Genomic DNA, 20,167 nt, shown 5'->3' on the forward strand with positions numbered 1-20,167 from the left:
AAGGAGGGAGTAGGATGATGCATGTTCTGTTGGTGGACGACGAACCCGGTCATGTTCTCGGTTTCAGCAAGCTGCTGCAAAGGCTGAAGCCGGACGTCGCCGTCAGTTCGGCACGAACCGGGGAAGAGGCGCTGCGGCTTTGCGAAGCCCGGATCTTCGATCTGATCTTCACGGACATTCAAATGCCGCGAATGAACGGGCTTGAATTTATGGAACGGTTGGAACCGGGCCAGCGGGGGAAGGTCGTTGTGCTGAGCGGGTACGATTTTTTTGAATACGCCAGGAAAGCGCTTACGTTCGGCGCGTTCGATTATTTGCTGAAGCCGGTCGACGCCGGAAGGCTGGAAGAGGTGTTCCGCCGGGCGGAGGCGCTGAATGAGCGGGAGCGGCTTGAGCGGATGAGGCAGCAGGAGCTGGCGGCGAGGATCGACCGCATGGAGCCGGCCTACAGCGGGAAGCTGCTCCAAGCTTGGGCGGATGGAAGTCTGGAGGCCGAGCGGATGACGGAGCTCCGCGCGCTGCTCCCTTTTACTGGCCAGGGCGCGGCCTTATCGATCCGGAGCCGGTCAAAGTTCGGCCGGGTTGAGGCGGGCGAACTGCAGTCCCTCCTCGGACGGCGGGGAGGACAAAGCTTTTGCTTTGTCAGCGAGCAGGACGAGCGGGAAGTGATTTGCCTGCTCGGCGGCGATTCGCCGTCGGCGGCTTGCGAGACGGAGGCGGCGGAAGTGGAGGCCGTGATCGACGAGCTGGCGGGACGCCATGGCTCGGGAAGCCTGGCCGCCGGGATCGGAAGCCGGCGGGAGAGCTTGCTCGCGGAGGCGCATCTCAGTTTGCGCGAAGCCCGGCTTGCCTTGCTGGAGCGGTTTTATGAGGAGCGGATAAAGGTGTTCCCCGCCGGAAAATCACGCCTGGACGACAGCCGGCACCCGGTCGTGCCGACGGCCGCCGAGTCGGCCCTGGCGGAAGCGCTGCGGGCCGGCAACGAGGCGGCGTTGAAGGCGGCGCTGCATGCGTGTTTTGACCACTGGCGGCGCCCTCCTTTTCCGCTGCCGCACCGGCTGCGGGCCAAGTGCAAGCTCCTCCTGATCAAGCTGCTGGAAGGCCACGAGGTGCTTAGGGAGAGCGGGACCCATGAACATTTCCTTTGGGAAATTGACGAGGTTTGCGACCAGGCTTCGGGTTTTGCGCAGCTTGAGGAAGGCTGTCTGGAGGTGCTGCGGAAGGCCGTCCGTACGGTGGCGACGTGGAAAGAGGATCGGCGAAACCGGCTCGTCCAGCAGTGTCTGGATTTTATCGATGAGCGGTATGCGCACGATATTTCGCTGGAATCCACGGCGGAACGGTTTGGGCTTAGCCCGGGATATTTCAGCCAATATTTCAAAAACAAGCTGAACATCAATTTTACGGCCTACCTCACCCAGGTCCGGCTCAGCAAAGCCAAAACCTTTCTGGAGCGGGAGAACAAGCGGATCTACCAGGTGGCCGAGGCGGTCGGATATTCGGACGTGAAATACTTTAACCGCGTCTTCAAAAAAGAGTTCGGCATGACGCCGGAGGAATACCGCAAAACGCTCCGGCTGCTGCAAGGAAAGCGGGGCCGGTCGCCGGAATGATGCCGTTCTTCCGCCGGTTCGCCCGGCTAAAATTTCGCACCAAGCTGATCGTCTACTATGTTCTCCTGATCACCCTCCCTATGATCCTGATCAGCTACGCCTATTACCGGACCAGTTCGGACATTATTCTCAAAAATGCCAGCGACAGCATGCGGGAGGTCGTGAAGAAGAACAATCAGTACAACGACATTGTCCTCAACCGGATCAAGGATCAATCGCTATCCCTTCTGGCGGACCCGGATTTGTTCCGGCTCTTCGACAGACCCCGGCCCACGGATCTGCTGGAGCTTCTTCGGATGGACCGGGAGGTGTCCGAAATTTTGAACAAATATTATGCCTCGGAGCCGGGAATCGGCAGCGTACAGCTGGTGACCAGCTATTACAGCTTCGGCGGCATGGCTTCGTCGACGTCCCGTCCGACGTTCGTTTCCGTAAGGCCCGAGAAGCTTCACGCTTCAGGGGTGTATCAGCAGGCCGCGCGGGCGGACGGCAGGCTGATCTGGGTCCCGACCTACGATTTCGCCAAGCAGTTCGATCAGCAGGAGCTGGCGGACATGGATCCCGGGTACAGGTACGTGTTTTCGGCGGCCCAACTGCTCAAAAGTTCCATCGTGCAAAACGGAGTCGTCCACAGTTGGGGAGAACGCACCGAGAATCCGCTGCTGCTCATCAACTTTAACGAGAGCTTCTTCCGTTCCTCCCAGGTAAGCGGAAGTGCCATCGAGGGCGCAACGATGTACGTCGTCTCGGAACGGGGCGACATCGTGGCTCATCCGGACGGCGGGAAAATTGCCCGTACGGAAGCCGCGGATTGGCTGAAGGCCGCGGTGCGGACCGGGACGGGAACGTTGGTTTCGCGCGTGAATGGGGAGAAGGTGCTGATCTGCTACGATACCTCCGAAATCACGGGCTGGCTCAGTGTCCTGGTTGTCCCCTACGGCAGGTTGATCAGCGATTTGCCGCTGATTCACACCTACAGTTTGTATATCGCGGCCGTATTAATCGGGGTTTCCGTGGCGGTGGCGTACATGATTTCGGGCCGGCTTACGAAACCGATCAAGAAGCTGCTGGTGGCGATCCAGTTGACCGGCAGCGGCGTGTTTTCCACCAAAATTCCCGAGCAGGACGATGTCGAGTTCGGCATTTTAATCCGGAAATTCAACCAGATGAACGAGAAGATCAGCGACCTGATCGATGAAAACTACAAAACCCAGCTTCGGGAGAAGGAAGCGGAAATCATGGCGCTCAACCTGCAGTTGAATCCGCATTTTCTCTACAATACGTTGAACGTCATCAACTGGATGGCGCTGGAACGGAACGAAACCGCGATCAGCCAAATGCTGGTCAGCCTGTCGACCATGCTTCAATATACGGTCAAAAACAAACAGGAACTGGTGAGTTTTGGCGATGATCTGATCTGGCTCAAAAGCTATCTGCACATTATGGAGATGCGGTACTTCGGCGTGTTTGAAACCCGGTACGAGCTGGACGAGATCCCGCTGGACTGCCGGGTGCCGAAAATGTTCCTTCAGCCGGTGGTCGAGAACGCCATCATCCATGGTTTTTCCTCCGTTTCGAACGGAGGCTTGCTGCGCATCGCCGGGCGGGATGCAGGGGACCGCCTGGAATTTATCGTGGAGGACAACGGCAGGGGGATGGAAGCGGAAGCGCTGGAATCGCTCTGGCGTCCTGAAGCGGCCGGGGTGGGCCTGAAGAACGTGAATAACCGGATCAAATTGTTGTATGGCGAATCCTACGGGATGCAGGCTTTTTCGATTCCCGGGGGAGGGACGCGGATGAAAATAACGCTGCCGAAACAAAGCGGGATGGAAAGGCTGCCGGAACCCGGAAAGGAGGTGATGCGGAGGTTGGGCGAGCGATAGAAACGAAGGATCGGATAAAGGGAGAGGGCTGTTCTGGTAAATTGCGATTAGATGAGGAGGAGCGGCGCATGAGAGGACACGGCTTAGGATTGGCTAAACCTTTGAAGGTACTATTCGGGGTAGTTGTCGCCAGTACGCTGGCTTTCGTTATCCCCCAAGCGGCTTCCGCCTACACGCTCTCCAATGGCGACTTCCGGGTGACGACCGGGGAGCATGGCGAGATCACGAACCTGCAAATCGTCGGGGATCGTTTTCCTACGAATTACGTGATGAACGCATCCAACGCCCCGCAGCAAAACACGCCGGACCATCAGTGGCTGGGTGAATTAATGTTTAAGTACCGGCTGAACAACGGCGCCTGGACGACCGCCTGGACCAACCGGTCCGCCGACGGACGGACGCAGAGCCAGAACGGCAACACGGTCAACGTGACGTATCAGAATTCCAGCCATCCCGAAGGGATACGCAATTTTAAAGTCGAGCAATCCTACGCTTTGAACGGGGATCATTTGCGCTGGGCGATCAAGGTGACGAACACGAGCGGCCGGACGCTGGAAATCGGCGATTTCGGCTTGCCGCTTCCTTTTAACGAGTATTGGTCCGGAGGCAACAATGAACAAATTTACGAGTCCCGGGTCGTGACCCATTCCAACGTGGCGAACAACAATTCTTACATCACCGTGCAGCGCCCGAGCGGTATCGGCGACACCTTGCTGATGGTTCCCGATTCCACAACCGGCGCCGGATTTGAATATATGGACAACTGGCGGGTCGAGGAGCATCCCGGAAGCAAATGGGCCGCCGATCAAGGGGGCTGGTCCGAGGGTTTGACCGTGTTTTATATTCACTCCAACGTCATCAAAAGTACAAACCGCGGTTACCTGCCGAATACCAGCCTGATTTTGAAACCGGGCGAGAGCAAAACGTACGCCTTCAAGTTTTTTAAGGCCGCAAACGAGCAGGCGGTGAAGGATCGGCTGTACGAGGAAGGCCTGATCGACTTCACGGTGGTTCCCGGCATGATTGTGCCGACGGATCAAACCGCCAAGTTCAGCTTGCGGACGAAAAAGCCGATTCGCTCGGTTCAGGCGCAGCATCCTGCGCAAACGACGCTTGAGCCGATCGGTACGGAACCTGGAGGCCATCATTTGTACTCCCTGCGTCTCGGTAAACTCGGGACGAACGACATCACGGTCCACTACGGCGACGGCGAGAAAACGGTGCTGCAGTTCTACGCCATCGAGCCGATTGCCGATGCGCTGCAGCGCCATGCGACGTTTATGGTGGAGCATCAGCAGTGGAATGTTCCCGGAGACCTGCGCGACAAGGTGTTTGACGACTGGATGATGCAGACGAACTCGAAAAGAAATGTTTTTAACGGGTATTGGGGATGGGGCGATGATTGGGGGCTCACGCACGGGCAGTTCCTGGCCGAGAAAAACGTGCAGAAACCGGTCGCCTCGGAAATTATCGCCGTGGATGAGTATCTGGAGACCGCGATCTGGACCCATCTGATGAACGGCCACCACGAGGATTATTTGATTCACGATTTCCTGATGCCTGAGCCGAACACGACGCCGACCTACCGGGGTTACGCTTATCCGCATGTGTACAACACGTATTTCAGCATGTACAAAATCGCGAAGCTGTACCCGGATCTGGTGGAATACCAACACCCCCGGTCCACGTACTTGCTTCGGGCCTACAATATTTTCAAGGCGCTGTATGAAGGACCGGTCGCCTACAATTGGAATACCGGGCTCATGGGCGAACTGTCGACGCCGGACATCATCAAGGCGCTGCAGGACGAAGGCTACACGGCGGAAGCCAACGATCTGAAGAACAAAATGGCCACGAAATACAACAATTTCAAGAATACGACATATCCTTACGGATCGGAGTACAACTACGACAATACCGGCGAGGAGTCGGTTTATACGTTGGCCAAGATGTACAACAATCTTTCGATGATGGAAAAAATCAACACGAAGGTGCGGGCGACGCGCGGTCATATGCCGCTGTGGTATTTCTACTCCGTCCCCGTGACGATTACGGGCGAGCCTTGGTGGAACTTCCAATATACGGTCGCGCTGCAGGGCTACGCGATGGACGATTGGGTCCGTAACCATTCCAAGCAGCCCGAAGTGGAGCAGCGTTTGACCTACGCCTCGAAGATCGGCAATGTCAGCGCGATCAACTCCGGGCAAATCAGCTCCGATCCGGCCGATATCGGCGCGGTGGCGTGGACCTACCAGATGACCAAAGGCAATCATGGGGCCCTTGGCGTCGGAGGCGGGCCGCTCTTTAACGGTTGGCGGGGGATGTCCGGGGAAGCCGATCTCGGCTTGTGGGGCGCGATCCAAATTTTGAGCGCCGACGTGGCGGTCGACCCGCTTTTCGGGGTGTACGGCTACGGCGCGGAGGTGACGGATGAGGGTAGCCGGTACGTGGTCGTTCCGAAAGACGGCGTCTTCCAGAAGCTGAATCTGATCACCGAGAAGTTCGGCATGGTCATGGAGCGGGATAAGTACACAGAGGCAGCGGTTTCGAAGGCGAAGGACGGTATCCGGTTTACGCTCGCGAGCGCAACGCCGGGGACGGCGCATACGACGCATGTCACATTTACCGGTCTCGCGCCGGGCTCCTACGATATTCTGATCAACGGCACCAAGGCGGGGACGGTGAGTTCGGTCGGCGGTAAACCGGCCGTGGCCGCGCTGTCGATCGGCGAGGCCGCCCGGTACGAGATCGAGCTTCAACAAGGCGACGGACCCGGGGAGCCGGAGCAGGTTGATCTGGCCCTGTCGGCGACGGCATCCGCCTCCTATGTATCCCCGTGGGAAAGCCTTGCCGGACTGAACGACGGCTATGAGCCGGTCCATTCGGCCGACCGCGGCCACCCCGTTTACGGAAACTGGGACAATCCGGGGACGACGCAATGGGTCCAATACGATTGGAACGAGAACGTGACGATCGACCGGGTGGACGTGTATTGGTTCGACGACGATGCCGGGATCGACCTGCCGGCGTCTTACTCGATCCAATACTGGAACGGGTCGGCCTGGGCGGAGGTCGGCAATGGATCGGGTTACGGGCTGCTGCCCGACCGGTACAACACGACCACCTTCGCGCCGGTAACGACGAACCGGATCCGCTTAAACGTGAAGGCCAAAGAGGACTTCTCCACGGGCATCCAAAGCTGGCGGGTTTACGGACCTCAGCTGTAACCTCATAGAACCGGGGCCTTTCCGGGTTGGAAGGGCCCCGGTTATTTTTGTTTCAGGGACGATTGCAGCATATCGCAAGAGGCCGATCCTCCCAGAGAGCGAGGCGGCCCCTTTTCTAAACCGGATACCTGTGGTAAAATATAGGCGTATTTTTGGAAAAGCAGGTGTTAAACGATGTATATTCGTCTTGTCAAACTGGTTAGGGAACTCCGCTCCGTACAACTGTTCACGATGAAGCATTGTGCGGAGCTTAATCGGGGAATCGTCTAGATTCCATATTCATCGGGTTATAGCTTAGCGTTTAAAAGCGTGCGGATCGATACGCTTATTTAAATGCGGCTACAATCCGAGTGAATGATTGATTAAAGGGCCATGGACAATGCTTTTGTCCGTGGCCCTTGTGTTTGGTTCAAGGCTGTGCCATTCGCGGCAGCCAACCCAAAAGAGCAGAGGGCCGGCGTCTTGTTGACGCGGTTCCTCCGCTCTTTTTTATTTTGTTAGGGAAGAGAGGAAATACGTAATGAGTTTATTGGAAGTTTACGATTTGACGCACCGGTTTACGGACAAAACGCTATACCGAAATGCCGGATTGCAGCTGTTCAAGGGGGAGCATATGGGCATCGTCGGCCAGAATGGAGCGGGTAAAAGCACGTTGATCGACATTTTGACCGGGGCGCTGATCCCGGATTCCGGCACGGTGAAATGGCAGCCGGGTCTTAAGGTGGGGCATCTGGACCAGCACGCCGAGATCCGGGGATCGGACACGATTCGGGCCTATTTGCAAACGGCTTTTGCCGAGTTATACGCCTTGGAGAGCCGATTGAACGAGCTCTATGCGGAGATGGCCGCCTCTGGCGAATACGACAAGCTGGAGCAGGCGGCCAAGGTTCAGGAGAAGCTGGAGTCGGGAGACTTTTATCACGTGGACAGCCGGATAGACAAGGTGGCTCAGGGACTCGGCATTCAGGCTATGGGGCTTGACCGGCCGATCCGGGAACTGAGCGGGGGGCAAAGAGCGAGGGTGATCCTGGCCAAGCTGCTGCTGGAGGAGCCGGATGTGCTGCTGTTGGACGAACCGACCAATTTTCTGGACCAGGAGCATGTGGACTGGTTGGCCGGGTTTTTGGCCGGTTTTGACAGCGCGTTTATCCTTGTCTCCCATGACTATCATTTCTTGGATAAAGTCACAACCTGCATTTGTGACATCGAGTTTGAATCGATCCGGAAATATACGGGCAAATACAGCGATTTCGTCCGTCAGAAGGAGCATCTGCGGAAGGATTACTTACGGCAGTATCACGCGCAGCAGAAGATGATCGAAAAAACCGAGGCCTATATCCGCAAAAATATCGCCGGAGTCAACAGCCGCATAGCCCAAGGGCGGCGCAAACAATTGGAGCGCGTGGAACGGCTGGCCCCGCCGGCTTTCGCCCATAAGCCTTCTTTCTTCTTCAAGGAAATTCCGCTTACGGGGGAACTGGCCCTTTCGGTGAAGGGGCTGCAAATCGGCTATGACCGGCCGCTGCTGCCCGGGCTGAGTTTTTCGGTGGGAGGTGGAGAAAAGGTGGGGATTACCGGCTTCAACGGGATCGGGAAATCCACGCTGCTCAACACGCTGATCGGACGCATTCCCGCGATCGGCGGACAATTTCGGTTTGCGGAGAGCGTGCGGATCGGGTATTTTGAGCAGGAACTGGTTTGGGAGGATCTTGAAACTACGCCGATTCGCCATATCGCGGAGCATTACCCGCGAATGCCGGAGAAAGAAATCCGGCGCAGTCTGGCGCAATGCGGATTAAACGCGACGCTCGCCGCCCAGGCGATCGGCACGCTCAGCGGTGGGGAGCAGTCCAAGGTCAAGCTGTGCCGACTGGTGCTTTCGCCGTGCAATTTCCTGATTTTGGATGAGCCGACCAATCATTTGGACGCTGAGACCAAGGAGGCTTTAATGGCGGCTCTTACCGGGTTTAAAGGCAGCGTGCTGATCGTATCGCATGAGCATCCTTTCTACCGGGGATGGGTGGACCGGGTGATGAAGATCGAAGGTTAAAGTTAAGGCTGCCTAGTCAGGCGGCCTTATTCTTTCGGCTTGGTCTTATACACGCAATCTTTATTCGGTCTGGACTATTAGCCATCCAATATATCGTGAACGCAGACAGGGGATCGGATATGTCTCCTGAACCACTGCCGGGTATATAGAATTCCTGCGTATATGCATGTTTTTTTCTTGCTCAGACCGAAAATTTTAAAATTCCTGCGATTCTGCAAGAATTTTCGACGAAACCGGCTCGATTCGCTTAAATCGTTAGAAATACCTGCAGATTTGCATCTTTTTTCGCATCCGCTCGTAAAACGGCCTAAATACCTGCAGATTTACATCTTTTTGGAGTTCGAAGTGCGCTAGTGAAGTGAATTTGGAAGGTGTGAAGCAGCCTTGCGGTTACATTTCCGGAGCATCATGCGTGTCTTTTAAATTTTACATAAAATCTCTTTTCAGGAGGTTATTTGGGCGAATCTGTCGAAAGAAAGTAATACCACTTTGGGTTGGTGCGGACAATGCCGGGGTGGGATCCGCAATAACGGTCGCCAGTGCACAGCGGACGTATCACATAGATATTTGAATTTACAGGAGTGTTCGCTTTGGAGTTGATCCGCAAAATTGAAGAACTCCGGTCTGAATTGAATAAACTCGCTGTGTATAAACGCCTGGCCGACCGGGAATTGGTCAGTCTGAGTCAGAAGCTTGACCGGCTGCTGAATGAGTTTCAAAAGGACCAGCAAGCGAAATAAGCAGGCAAAGGGAGTCCGCGTTTTGCGGCTCCCTGCTTCATGGATAAAGTGCCGTTGCAGCTAGCCCGGATCACTATTCGCCGCGATTCTTGACGGCGGAAGAGAAACGGTCGAGCGCTTCCTTCAGGAGATCCTGCGGACAGGCCAGGTTGATTCGCAGGAAGCCTTCGCCGTTCCTGCCGTACAGCGAGCCCTCGTTGAAAGCGATTTTGGCTTCCTTGTACATGAGTCGTTTAAGTTCCGCGGAAGAGAGACTCAGCTTCCGGCAATCCACCCACAGCAGGTAGGTGCCTTCGGACGGGACCGGGGTCAGCTCGGGAAGGTGCTCGTCCAAATACCGGACGGCAAACTCCTGGTTCGCTTTTACATAGCCGAGCAGCGCGTCCAGCCAATCCTCGCTTTCGTTGTACGCCGCCATCGTGGCGGACGGGCCGAAAAAGTTGACGGATCCGATGCCCAAAGCCTCGATCATCCGATCGAACTTTCGTTTTAGCTCCCGGTTGGAAATGACGGTAAACGAGGTTTGCAGCCCCGGGATGTTAAAGGTTTTGGAAGGGGCCAGACAGGTGACCGTTCTTTCGGCAAAAGCTTCGGAAAGGGAAGCGAAAGGAAAGTGACGATGCTCCGGCAATACCAAATCGCAATGAATCTCGTCGGCGACGACTTTGACATCGTATTTCACGCAAAGATCGCCGAGACGTACCAGTTCTTCCTTCGTCCAAACCCGGCCGCCCGGATTTTGCGGGCTGCACAGCAGCAGCAGCTTGGCGCCATCCTTCATCAGCTCTTCCAGCCGGTCGTAATCCATCTCATACCGGTTTTCCTTCAACAGCAGCGGGCTCTCCGCCAGTTTTCGTCCGTTCTTCAGAATCACGTCGTAAAAAGGGTTATAGACCGGGGACTGCAGAATCACCGCGTCTCCAGGTTCGGTTAGCGACTGTACGGCGATGCTGAGTGAAGGAACAACGCCGGGAGAATCGGTCAACCATGCGGCATCGATGTCCCAATGGTGTCGTCGCCGGAACCAGCCCGTAATCGCCTGCACATATTCTTCGGTTCGGATCGTGTACCCGTAGATCGCTTGGGCGGCTCGTTCGTTTACCGCGCGTACGATCGCCGGGGCGCATTTGAAATCCATATCGGCTACCCACAAGGGAAGGACTTCGGGATCCCCGAACAGATTCTCCCCCTGGTCCCATTTATAAGACAGCGTCCCCCGGCGCAGGGTGCGTTCGTTGAAGTCATGACTCATCGGTTGCATACATCCTTTCGAAGGTTGGTAAAAAAGGACGCGAACCAGACTCTGGTCCGCGCCAAACCGTAAATGATGTTTGTTATGAGTTGTAACCGTCCACGACAAGCTCAAGCTCTCCGGTAGTGGAGTCGATGAGCATGCCGTGAACCGGTACTTGGGGGGGAAGCAGTGGATGATTTTTCACAATCTCCACAGTATGAATTACCCCTTCTTTTTCGTTATTAAACCCGCGAAGCCATTTTCTAAGTTTGATCCCCGAGTTCTCCAGCGTGCTCAGCACGTCCTGGGAAATGCCGCGTTCCTTCATGGAATCGATCATGCGCTCGGAATTCAGCGCGGCCATCCCGCACCCCGTGTGGCCTATAATGTAGACCTCCTGGGCTTTTAGCTCGTAAATGGCCACGAGCAGACTCCGCATGACGCTCCCGAACGGCTGGGAAATGACGGCGCCCGCGTTTTTGATGATCTTGGCGTCGCCGTTGCGCAAGTTCATGGCTCTGGGAAGGAGCTCGACCAGCCGGGTGTCCATGCAGGTGACAATGACCATTTTTTTCTCCGGAAACTTGTCCGTAATATAGGCCTCATAATCTTTGTTAGCTACGAATGTGCGATTGTACTCCAGAATGGATTGAAGCTGACTCATCGCTGATCTTCCTCCTTTGCGAGTGTGAATTTTACGGTAGTCGGCGGTCTATGAGCCGGAGGTTCGACTTATAAAACTGCGAGACGCCGTCCAAGCGGAAGGTTCCCCCGCTTTCCTCGGCGGTCAGCATCAGCCGCTCCTCAAAAAACACGGCCTGCATCCGGTCGATGGAAAAGGGAAAGGCGTCATTTTCCATGGGCATGTCATAAGGTCCGGGCTCATCGGCGATCTGCAGACTGGGGACGCCGCTCATCCCGCAGCCGCAATTCTCCGTATCGTAGACCAAGCGCATCAAGCCGGGCCGGTCGCCGATCGCCTCACGAATCATATGTTCCGCACGGGGATCCAGTTCAATTCTCATCGCGACACCTCCTACTTCTTTTCTGAAAAAATGTGAAAAACCCAAAAAGACCGTCTTAAAATTTGATTATACGTTTTGTAAAAAGTATCATCAAGAGGGATGGAAAAATTAGAGGATAGAGGTGGGATCCATTATGAAGCAGCAAACGGCAGATACATGGAAATCCTTTCTAGAGCTCCTGCGTAAAATCAAAAGCTATCATGAAGCGGTCGCGCTGATGCATTGGGATCTGCGGACCGGAGCGCCGCGGAAGGGAGCGGAAGTCCGTTCGGAGACGATCGGTGTGCTTTCGACGGAAGCATTCAAGCTGCAAACCTCTCGGGAGATGGGCGAGTATTTGAGCTACCTGCATCACGACACCGTCCTCGGGGAGCTGGATGAAACCGGGCGCCGGTTGGTGAAGCTGGTGAAAGAGGAGTACGATCGCAATGTTAAAATTCCCCCGGACAAGTTCAAAGAATACGCGGAACTTACGGCTCATGCCGAGACGCTCTGGGAAGATTTCAAGGAGAACGGGGATTTTGCCGGCTTCGAACCCTATTTGACCCGGATCGTCGCGCTTACCCAGGAGTTCATCGATTATTGGGGTCCGAAGGAAACGCGTTACGACACTTTGCTGGATATGTACGAGCCCGATTTGACCGTGAAAAAGCTGGATCAAGTCTTCGGTGAGCTGCGCGACAGGCTGGTTCCATTGGTGGATAAAATCACGGCCGCGCCGCATAAACCGCAGGCTCCGTTCTTGAATCAGCTGTACGATAAAGCTCAGCAGGAGAAATACGGGAAATTTCTGCTCGAACAGATCGGATACGATTTCGAGGCCGGACGGCTGGACGAGTCGGTGCATCCTTTTGAAATTACGCTGAATCAGGGAGACGTCCGGATCACCACGAACTACTTGCAGGATGATGTGACGAGCTCGATCTTCAGCGTGCTTCACGAGGGCGGTCACGCGCTGTACGAGCAAAATATCGGTAAGGAGTTGAACGGAACGCCGCTGAGCGAGGGAACGTCCATGGGGATTCATGAATCCCAGTCGCGGTTTTGGGAAAATTTCGTCGGGCGCAGCCGGGCTTTCTGGGAACGGTACTACGGCGACCTCCAGCAGCATTTCCCGGACCATTTGAAGGATGTCACGCTCGATGACTTCTATCGGGCCGTGAACCGGGTGGAAAATTCGCTGATCCGTATCGAGGCCGACGAGCTCACATACAACCTTCATATCATCATTCGCTATGAAATCGAGAAGATGATCTTTAACGAAAACCTTCCGATTAGCGAGCTGCCTAAAGTATGGAATGAGAAGTATAAAACCTATCTGGGACTCACGCCTCCGAATGACGGCCTCGGCGTCCTGCAGGACGTGCACTGGTCCGGCGGAAGCTTCGGATATTTCCCGTCCTATGCGCTCGGGAATATGTACGCGGCGCAAATTGCCCACACGCTCAAGAAGGAGCTGCCGCAATTTGAAGGGTTTGTGAAGGAAGGGAACTTCAAACCGATCAAGGAATGGCTGACCGACAAAATCTACAAGCACGGAAAAGCGTTGAAGCCGGCTGAAATCATCAAGAGCGTGACCGGGGAGGACTTAAACCCCGATTATCTGGCCGACTATCTGGAAGAGAAGTACAAAGAGATCTACGGACACTAACTAAGGGAGCCGCCCGCGTCAGTATAGATGACCGGGCGGCTTTTTGGCACGAACCGGTCATGGGTTCCCGTACCGTGAGGTAAAAAAGCGCTCATGCAGCCGGTAATATCCGTAAACCAGCGCTAAAGCCAAAATATAGGAAAGCGTTGTCCAGCCGACGTTCCAACCTTTTCCGTAACGAAGGGTGCCCAGGGCGACCAAAATAAGCTCCATGCCGGTGAGTAAAACGGAAGACAAAACCACCGCGAGCGCGTGGGCAACGCGCGTATGTCTGATCCAGTACAGCATCAGGCACGCGGTTACCGGATAGATCCCGGGGAGAAACTAAAAGATGAATTCACTACTTAACAAGCCGCAGAGTCTGCCGCACCAAAGGGAAAAAAGGATCAGTCTGACCGCAGTCTTTATCGGATTTGTAAGTCTCTCGGTTCTGCTGACGCTGACGATTTCCATCATCTCATCCACACAGGCGCAAAAAAAATCCCTGATCCACAATACGCTGGCCCTGAATTTTACCACCGCGGTTCAGATGAGTAAAACCATGGATTCGCTTTTTCAATTTATGCAGTCCGGTTTAACCCATGCAGCCGGCAACTTTAACGAATCTTGGGAAACGCTGCCCCAAGAAGATATGGAGTCGAGAACGGATCTGATCCGGAACAGCGGCGGCTATTTCAACTCCATCGTATTGGTGGATGAGGAAGGTAAGGTTCGAGCCACTTCCCCGAGTTCGATAGGGACCACGGGTTCGCGCATTACCTCCCAGGCAGGACGAACCGCCCTAAAGTCGAAGAAAGCTTTTATCTCGGAAGTCTATATGACTTCTGTCACAAAACGCATCATTGTATTTATCAGCGAGCCCCTATTTGACCAGAACGGGAATTACCAAGGCTTTATCGGCGGCAGCATTTATCTGCAGGACAAGAACGTCCTGAACCAAATTTTTGGAGGACAGTTTGAAAAGAACGGGACCTCTTACTTTTATATCGTGGACTCCAAGGGACAACTGTTGTATCACCCCGACAAAAACAGGATCGGCAAGGATATCAGCGCGAATCCGGTCGTCCAACAACTGATGAAAGGGAAGGGCGGGATGCAGCAGTACGTGAATTTGGACAAAGTGGATTCATTGGCGGGGTATACCCCCATTCCGTCTTCGGGGTGGGGAATCGTCGTGGTTTCGCCGACCAAGATCATTAATGATCAACTGTTACGTCACGTTCTTCAGCTTCTTCTGTATATGCTGGTCCCGCTTGCTGTTCTGATTTTTATTGTCGTCTGGACCGCGCGGCAAATCGTCAATCCGTTCGTTTCCCTCGCCAATGTGGTACGGAATTTTGAACAAGGAGGGTCGGTTCCGTCCAAGCCGCGCGTCCACTGGAATCGGGAAGCGGATTTGCTGACGGATACGGTCGTGAGGGCCCTCCACAATTTTCGGCGGCAGAGCGAACAGTTGACCCATGAGGCGATGACCGATCCCCTGACCGGATTGATGAACCGCAGGACGTTCGAGGACACGATCCGCCGCTGGATCGATCAGCGGGTGCCTTTTGCCATTCTGGTTCTGGATATCGATAAATTCAAAGTCATCAACGACACATACGGACACCAGACGGGGGACGTTGTTTTGAAGCAGGTGGCCGGCATCATACAGGCGGGGGTAACCCCGCAGGACGTCAGCTCCCGTTTCGGCGGCGAGGAATTTGTCGTGTTATTGCGTAATCTCGAGCCATCCGAAGCTTTTCTGAAAGCGGAAGAGATTCGAAAATCGGTCGAACAGGCCGTTCTCATCATTGATCACCCCGTCACCCTCTCCATCGGGGTGGCCCTATACCCACAGCACTCTTCAACGGCCACGGAGATCTTTCATCTGGCGGATAACGCCCTGTACCTGGCCAAAGAAGGCGGTCGCAACCGGACGGTGATGATTCAGGAGCAGGAGAGGGCCTGACGATCGGGGGGATTTAAATTAGCCGCATCCTTGTTAGGATGCGGTTTTTTGCCGCGGGCCGATCTATCAGGGCTGGAGCCGGGATCAGGCTAGGCCCCATAACCATTTGCTTGACCTTCGCATACACTACACCAGAGATATGATCCTAGTATGAAGGAAAGAGGTGATAGAGATGAAGGGGAAACGATACGCCATGCTGGCCATGGCGCTTGTCATGCTCTTCGCGGGAGCTTTGGCCGGCTGCGGCGGCAAGGAGAATACGGTCAAGATCGGAGAGGTGACCCGCTCCGTTTTCTACGCTCCACAGTATGTGGCGCTGGAAAAAGGTTTTTTTGAGGAGGAAGGGCTGAAGGTGGAGCTCCAGACGACGGCGGGCGGTGACAAAACGATGACGGCCCTGCTGTCGGGAGCGATTGATGTGGCTCTGGTTGGAGCGGAAACCTCCATTTACGTATATCAACAGGGAGCAGAGGATCCGGTCATCAACTTCGCCCAGCTTACCCAGACGGACGGGACTTTCCTCGTTTCCCGGGAGGCGGCGCCCGGCTTTGACTGGAACGATTTGAAAGGGAGCGTTTTTCTCGGCCAGCGCAAGGGCGGAATGCCGCAAATGGCGGGCGAATTCACCTTGAAAAAACACGGTATCGATCCCCACTCGGATCTGGAGCTGATTCAAAATATCGAGTTTGCCAATATCGCCGCGGCCTTTGCCTCCGGTACGGGGCAGTACGTACAGTTGTTCGAGCCCCAGGCCTCGATCTTCGAGCGGGAGGGAAAAGGGCATGTCATCGCCTCCTTCGGTACGGAGAGCGGCCGGCTCCCTTATACCGTATACATGACGAAGCAAAGCTATATCGCCCAAAATAAAGAGCTCGTCCAAAAATTTGCGAATGCGATCCAAAAGGCGCAGACCTGGGTGCAGGAGCATTCCCCGGAAGAAACGGCAAAAACGATCGCGCCTTATTTCAAAGACACGGATCAGGAAATATTGGCGAGCTCCGTAAAACGGTACTTGGAGCAGGGCTCGTATGCCGAATCTCCCCGGTTGGAGGAAGCGGCCTGGAATAATCTGCTGGATGTGATGGAAAGCGCGGGAGAATTGAAGCAGCGGGTGGAACTCGGTGAACTGGCCGATAACTCTTTTGCGGAGTCCGCGGGCAAGTAAACCCGGAAATCTCCGACGGGAAAGGAGCGTGAGACTTAGTGAGTCAAGTCCCTGTCGTTGAATTGAAAGACCTGGATCTGGTGTATGTGACGGACCGTGAGGCCGTGCTTGCTCTGGAGGGAATGAACCTGTCGGTCATGCCCGGCGAGTTCATCAGCCTGGTCGGTCCCAGCGGATGCGGCAAAACCACGCTTCTGTCCGTGATCGCCGGCTTGTTCCCTCCGTCTAGAGGGGAGGTTCTGCTGCACGGCAAGCCGGTAGCCGGGCCGTCCCCCGAGGTCGGGTACATGCTGCAGCAGGACTATTTGTTCCCCTGGCGCACCATTTTGAGCAACGCCTTGCTCGGGCTGGAATTAACGGGGCGGCTGTCGGAGGACAGCCAAGCCTTCGTCCTTGAACTGCTCGAAGGGATGGGGCTCGGGGGCACGGCGGATCGGTATCCCCATCAGCTATCCGGCGGGATGCGGCAGCGCGTGGCCCTGGTAAGAACATTGGCCACGAATCCCGATCTGCTCTTGCTGGATGAGCCGTTCTCCGCTTTGGATTATCAGACGAAGCTCCAACTGGAGGATTTAGTGGTGGACACCTTGCGGCAGCGGGGAAAGACGGGCATACTGGTCACCCACGACCTGTCCGAAGCCATTGCGGTCAGCGATCGGGTCATCGTGCTTGCCGCGCGGCCGGGAAGAATCCGCAGCACCTATGTGATTCCTGAGACCATCCGCGGGGCCCAGCCGTTCTATGCCCGTGAGGAAGCCGGCTTTAACGAGCTGTTCCACGAAATTTGGCGGGACCTCGAATCGCTTGAAGGAAAGGGGGAATAGCGATTGGATGAGGCGATGTCCAAAGGGAAGGCCGGCCCCAAATCCGCGTGGATCGAGGAGAAGTGGCGGGAGCATCTGAGGATTAAACGCCGGGGGAGCCGGCTGGTGTTGGCCACCCAGCTATTGCTGCTGGCCGTCCTGATCGGATTGTGGGAACTGGCCGGAAGGCTGGGATGGGTCGATGTTCTGATTTTCAGCTATCCTTCGAAAGTCGGCGGGCAGATCTTGAAGGACGTCCTTAACGGGGAGCTGTGGCCGCATCTGGCCGCCACGGTGGGAGAAACCGCGGTCGGTTTTCTTCTCGGTACGCTGGTCGGTACGCTGCTGGCGGTTTTGATTTGGTGGTCGCCTTTTTTGTCCCGGGTGCTCGACCCTTACATGGTCGTGTTCAACAGTATGCCTAAAGTCGCCCTCGGTCCGATTTTTATCGTTCTGTTCGGAGCCGGTTTTACGGCGATTGTCATTACGACGCTGTCCATCACCGTGATCGTCACTACGCTCGTGGTTTATAACAGCTTTAATGAAGTGGACGGCAATTACATCAAGGTGATTCGGACGTTTGGCGGAAATCGGCGGGATGTATTCATGAAGGCGATCTTGCCGGCTTCCTTTCCCGCGATCGTGTCCACGTTAAAGGTCAATGTCGGAATGGCGTGGGTAGGCGTGATCGTCGGAGAATTTCTGGTCGCCAAAATCGGGCTGGGTTATTTGATCGTTTACGGGTTCCAAGTGTTCAACTTCACCTTGGTGCTGGCGAGCCTGGTCATTATCGCGGTTGTCGCCACGGGGATGTATCAGCTTGTCGTATATGTGGAGCGGATCTTGCTCAAGGAACGCCGTTAATCTCCACTCTCGTCCAAATAAGCCGAAGCGATGAGCTTCGGCCTTTTGCTTTAAGTAATTTATCGGCGCGCATTGTGGGACGACAGGAAATCAAGTACGATAGGATGAAGAAATGAGCGTTTGTTTCTCTATACATATGAAAATGATAGGGTGGTTTCATGGGATTTCGCGTCATCAAAACGGCAATTGCCACACTAATCGCTATCATCGTCGCGGATTTGGCCGGAGTGGAGGGGGCGTTGTCCGCCGGGCTATTGGCCATCCTGGGGGTGGATGTCACCCGGAAGCGGAGCATCGCCACCGTAAGTTCCCGTTTTTTTGCGTCGATTCTCGGACTGCTGTTGGCTTTCGGACTTTTTTATATTTTCGGATTCCATATCTGGGTGCTTGTCGTCTACATTCTGATCGCATTCCCGCTGATTACGAGGGCCCATTTTAAAGAAGGCATCGTCACCAGTTCCGTTGTCGTCTTCCGCGTTTTCGGCGGAGAGGAATTGAGCGCTCATGTCATGCTGACCCAAATCGAACTGCTTGTGATCGGACTTGGAGCGGCCATGGTGGTCAATCTGGCTTATATGCCCAAAGCGGAGGACAAGCTGATCGAAATCCGCAGGCAGGTCGACGGGCTGTTTTCGGTGATCTTCCGTCATCTAGCCCAGTCTTTGCGCGATCCCTATCATCTTTGGGACGGGAAGGAAATCATCGAAGCGGGCCAACGGATCGATGAAGGTCTGGCGTCCGCCAAGCGGGCCCTTGAGAATCAATTGATTTCCGCGAGCGACGCGTGGTCCGTATATTTTTATATGCGCAAGGAGCAGCTTGGCCGAATCGAAAGCATGCTGGAGCTGGTTTCCTTTGTGTATCAGCGGATGCCCCAAGGAGAAATAACCGCCTTATTGTTCGATCGGCTGAGCCAGGACGTGTTGACCGAGGAATATACGGGACAAACGGAGCTTATGCTTGCGGAACTGGAGAAGGAATTCAGACGGATGGAGCTGCCGTCGACCCGTGAAGAATTCGAGATCCGATCCGCGATCCTGCAACTTTGCCGGGAACTGGCGTATTATTTGAATATCGCCAAGAAGGATAAAGCCCCCGCATCGCTCAAATCTTCGGGAAAAGGGAGCGGGGGATTGGCCGGGGAGAAATAAAAGAACAGGGGCGAAAATATGGAAGTTGCGCCAAATAAATAGTAAAAGAAGGAGCCCGGGGAAAGAGCCGGGCTTCTTTCACATATTTATTTCTCTTGGGCTATTCAACATTCGCCCAGTTCCTGCATACATATGTAGTGAATGATGTATGGAGGAGGTTTCAATCATGTCATTGAAATATCAAAGTAGAGAGATCATCACGAAAGCGATCTGCGGAAAAGGTCGTAAGTTCTCTACCGTAACACATACCGTGACTCCGCCACACAAACCGACGAGCATACTGGGGGCGTGGATTATCAACCACCAGTACGAAGCCGTCGCGGCGGGAGACGGAATTGAAGTTATTGGTACTTACGATATCAACATCTGGTACTCCTATGACAGAAATTCGCAGACCGAGGTTGCCAAGGAGACCGTGTCGTACGTGGAAAATGTGCCGCTCAGTTACCTGGATTCCAGACATCGGGCTTCAACAGTGGAGGTTACCGCGGAGGCAACGCAGGAACCGAGCACTGTTGAAGCCAGCGTATCGGGAGACGGGCGGGTGGCGATTCGCGTCGAGCGGGAATTCGCCGTCGAGCTTGTGGCCGAAACGAAGCTGAACGTTCTTGTCGTACCTGGCGGTGTGGACGGGGACAAAGATTACGATTTTGGATCCGAGCTCGGGGATTACGAAGATCTGGATCCGGACCTCCTCGACGACGAATTGTAAGAGGCTGTGGCTGTTTTAATCTTCCCGGCAATTTGAATATGCAGTTATGGTCTACTATATGCGGCAGGGGCGTCGTCGTCGAGGGCGGCTGCCCTCTT

At 54.9% G+C, this 20,167-nt stretch carries 16 protein-coding genes and 1 pseudogene; 13 read left to right on the forward strand and 4 right to left on the reverse strand.

The window, feature by feature from the left end; translation table 11 throughout:
• Positions 1-14 precede the first annotated feature (14 nt).
• The 6 genes and pseudogenes from FRY98_RS12980 (at position 15) to FRY98_RS13000 (ending at position 9,513) form a co-directional block, all read left to right on the forward strand.
• Entirely contained in the window at positions 15-1,613 is a 1,599-nt protein-coding gene (locus FRY98_RS12980) for a response regulator (protein WP_170287082.1), read from the forward strand.
• The gene (locus FRY98_RS12985) at positions 1,610-3,496 is read left to right on the forward strand and encodes a cache domain-containing sensor histidine kinase (RefSeq protein ID WP_148452342.1); all 1,887 of its coding nucleotides are present in this window, start codon (positions 1,610-1,612) and stop codon (positions 3,494-3,496) included. The genes FRY98_RS12980 and FRY98_RS12985 overlap by 4 nt, the downstream gene beginning before the upstream one ends.
• A 68-nt stretch (positions 3,497-3,564) precedes the next feature.
• Positions 3,565-6,279: pseudogene (locus FRY98_RS12990) on the forward strand (DUF5695 domain-containing protein); the annotation flags it as partial.
• A 72-nt stretch (positions 6,280-6,351) separates the two neighbouring features.
• Positions 6,352-6,723 (forward strand): discoidin domain-containing protein, encoded by a 372-nt coding sequence (locus tag FRY98_RS29295; protein WP_338114598.1) that lies wholly within the window; start codon positions 6,352-6,354, stop codon positions 6,721-6,723.
• Positions 6,724-7,243: 520 nt separating this feature from the next.
• Positions 7,244-8,773, forward strand: coding sequence for an ABC-F family ATP-binding cassette domain-containing protein (locus FRY98_RS12995; RefSeq protein WP_148452344.1), 1,530 nt, complete (start codon positions 7,244-7,246; stop codon positions 8,771-8,773).
• A gap of 590 nt (positions 8,774-9,363) precedes the next feature.
• Positions 9,364-9,513, forward strand: coding sequence for an aspartyl-phosphate phosphatase Spo0E family protein (locus FRY98_RS13000; protein WP_211373285.1), 150 nt, complete (start codon positions 9,364-9,366; stop codon positions 9,511-9,513).
• A gap of 73 nt (positions 9,514-9,586) precedes the next feature.
• On the opposite strand, the gene FRY98_RS13005 is transcribed toward FRY98_RS13000, so the two are convergent.
• The 3 genes from FRY98_RS13005 to FRY98_RS13015 all read right to left on the reverse strand — a co-directional run bounded on the left by FRY98_RS13005 (position 9,587) and on the right by FRY98_RS13015 (position 11,772).
• Positions 9,587-10,765, reverse strand: coding sequence for a MalY/PatB family protein (locus FRY98_RS13005; protein ID WP_148452348.1), 1,179 nt, complete (start codon positions 10,763-10,765; stop codon positions 9,587-9,589).
• Positions 10,766-10,847: 82 nt separating this feature from the next.
• Positions 10,848-11,411, reverse strand: coding sequence for a beta-class carbonic anhydrase (locus FRY98_RS13010; RefSeq protein WP_148452350.1), 564 nt, complete (start codon positions 11,409-11,411; stop codon positions 10,848-10,850).
• 31 nt (positions 11,412-11,442) lie between these two features.
• The gene (locus FRY98_RS13015) at positions 11,443-11,772 is read right to left on the reverse strand and encodes an iron-sulfur cluster biosynthesis family protein (protein WP_148452352.1); all 330 of its coding nucleotides are present in this window, start codon (positions 11,770-11,772) and stop codon (positions 11,443-11,445) included.
• Positions 11,773-11,905: 133 nt separating this feature from the next.
• Here FRY98_RS13015 and FRY98_RS13020 point away from each other — a divergent pair, with 133 nt between their 5' ends.
• The gene (locus tag FRY98_RS13020; protein WP_148452354.1) at positions 11,906-13,423 is read left to right on the forward strand and encodes a carboxypeptidase M32; all 1,518 of its coding nucleotides are present in this window, start codon (positions 11,906-11,908) and stop codon (positions 13,421-13,423) included.
• 57 nt (positions 13,424-13,480) lie between these two features.
• Here FRY98_RS13020 and FRY98_RS13025 read toward each other — a convergent pair whose 3' ends face one another.
• The gene (locus FRY98_RS13025) at positions 13,481-13,711 is read right to left on the reverse strand and encodes a hypothetical protein (RefSeq protein ID WP_148452356.1); all 231 of its coding nucleotides are present in this window, start codon (positions 13,709-13,711) and stop codon (positions 13,481-13,483) included.
• A 43-nt stretch (positions 13,712-13,754) separates the two neighbouring features.
• On the opposite strand from FRY98_RS13025, the gene FRY98_RS13030 reads away from it, so the two are divergent.
• The 6 genes from FRY98_RS13030 (at position 13,755) to cotE (ending at position 20,069) form a co-directional block, all read left to right on the forward strand.
• Entirely contained in the window at positions 13,755-15,374 is a 1,620-nt protein-coding gene (locus FRY98_RS13030; protein ID WP_148452358.1) for a sensor domain-containing diguanylate cyclase, read from the forward strand.
• A 172-nt stretch (positions 15,375-15,546) separates the two neighbouring features.
• Positions 15,547-16,539, forward strand: a complete 993-nt coding sequence (locus FRY98_RS13035; RefSeq protein WP_148452360.1) for an ABC transporter substrate-binding protein — start codon at positions 15,547-15,549, stop codon at positions 16,537-16,539.
• A 38-nt stretch (positions 16,540-16,577) separates the two neighbouring features.
• Positions 16,578-17,363 carry an ABC transporter ATP-binding protein gene (locus tag FRY98_RS13040; RefSeq protein ID WP_148452362.1) on the forward strand — a complete coding sequence of 262 codons (786 nt, stop codon included), beginning with the start codon at positions 16,578-16,580 and terminating at the stop codon, positions 17,361-17,363.
• A gap of 15 nt (positions 17,364-17,378) precedes the next feature.
• Entirely contained in the window at positions 17,379-18,206 is an 828-nt protein-coding gene (locus FRY98_RS13045) for an ABC transporter permease (protein ID WP_148452736.1), read from the forward strand.
• 158 nt (positions 18,207-18,364) lie between these two features.
• Positions 18,365-19,357, forward strand: a complete 993-nt coding sequence (locus FRY98_RS13050; RefSeq protein ID WP_148452365.1) for an aromatic acid exporter family protein — start codon at positions 18,365-18,367, stop codon at positions 19,355-19,357.
• Positions 19,358-19,523: 166 nt separating this feature from the next.
• A complete protein-coding gene (gene cotE / locus FRY98_RS13055) occupies positions 19,524-20,069 on the forward strand; it encodes an outer spore coat protein CotE (protein WP_148452367.1) in 546 nt (181 codons plus the stop codon).
• Positions 20,070-20,167 lie beyond the last annotated feature (98 nt).

Origin of the sequence: Paenibacillus faecis, from assembly GCF_008084145.1 — a bacterium.
Lineage (GTDB): Bacteria > Bacillota > Bacilli > Paenibacillales > Paenibacillaceae > Fontibacillus > Fontibacillus faecis.